This is a genomic window from Nocardia sp. NPDC004718, from assembly GCF_053601535.1.
On record NZ_JBSGCA010000154.1, the window covers coordinates 1 to 1454 of the forward strand.

The 1454-nt window shown below is 49.4% G+C and carries 1 rRNA gene; it reads left to right on the forward strand.

Annotated features, from left to right (window positions below):
* Positions 1 to 1454 (forward strand): 23S ribosomal RNA (locus tag ACWEH3_RS36055); the annotation flags it as partial.

Below are 1454 nucleotides of genomic sequence, written 5' to 3' on the forward strand. Positions count from 1 at the left end.
AGTATCCTGAGTAGGGCTGGACACGCGAAATCCAGTTTGAATCCGGGAGGACCATCTCCCAACCCTAAATACTTCTTAGTGACCGATAGTGAACCAGTACCGTGAGGGAAAGGTGAAAAGAACCCCGAGAGGGGAGTGAAATAGCACCTGAAACCGTGTGCCTACAAGAAGTTCGAGCCCGTTAATGGGTGAGAGCGTGCCTTTTGTAGAATGAACCGGCGAGTTACGTTATGATGCGAGGTTAAGTTGAAGAGACGGAGCCGTAGGGAAACCGAGTCTGAATAGGGCGACTTAGTATCATGATGTAGACCCGAAACCTAGTGACCTATCCATGAGCAGGGTGAAGGTGTGGTAAGACGCACTGGAGGCCCGAACCAGGACACGTTGAAAAGTGTTTGGATGACTTGTGGATAGCGGAGAAATTCCAAACGAACTGGGAGATAGCTGGTTCTCTCCGAAATAGCTTTAGGGCTAGCGTCGAAATGTAAGTGTATTGGAGGTAGAGCACTGTTTGGGTGAGGGGTCCGTCTAGGATTACCAATCTCAGATAAACTCCGAATGCTAATACACATGTTCGGCAGTCAGACTGCGAGTGCTAAGATCCGTAGTCGAAAGGGAAACAGCCCAGACCAACAGCTAAGGTCCCAAAATATATGTTAAGTGGAAAAGGATGTGGGGTTGCACAGACAACTAGGATGTTAGCTCAGAAGCAGCTATCATTCAAAGAGTGCGTAATAGCTCACTAGTCGAGTGACCCTGCGCCGAAAATGTACCGGGGCTAAACATATTACCGAAGCTTTGGATTGATATTTTATCAATGGTAGGAGAGCGTTCTTAACCGCGATGAAGGTATACCGTGAGGAGTGCTGGAGCGTTAAGAAGTGAGAATGCCGGTATGAGTAGCGCAAGATAAGTGAGAATCTTATCCACCGTAAGACTAAGGTTTCCAGGGGAAGGCTCGTCCGCCCTGGGTTAGTCGGGACCTAAGGCGAGGCCGAAAGGCGTAGTCGATGGACAACTGGTTGATATTCCAGTACTAGATATGATCGTGATGGAGGGACGCAGTAGGCTAAGAGATGCCAGTTAATGGATTCTGGTCTAAGCAGTGAGGTGTGAGATGTGTCAAATGCATTTCTCTTTAACATTGAGCTGTGATGGGGAAGCAACTACGGTTGCGAACTCTCTGATGTCACACTGCCAAGAAAAGCTTCTAGCGTAAAGTCATATCTACCCGTACCGCAAACCGACACAGGTAGTCGAGGCGAGTAGCCTCAGGTGATCGAGAGAACTCTCGTTAAGGAACTCGGCAAAATAGCCCCGTAACTTCGGGAGAAGGGGTGCTGGTGTAAAAGCCAGCCGCAGTGAATAGGCCCAAGCAACTGTTTATCAAACGCAGTGACCCGAGCTGGTCCGGAGTGGCGAAAGAGGTTCCCGCGTAAGCGGACTCGTAGCCG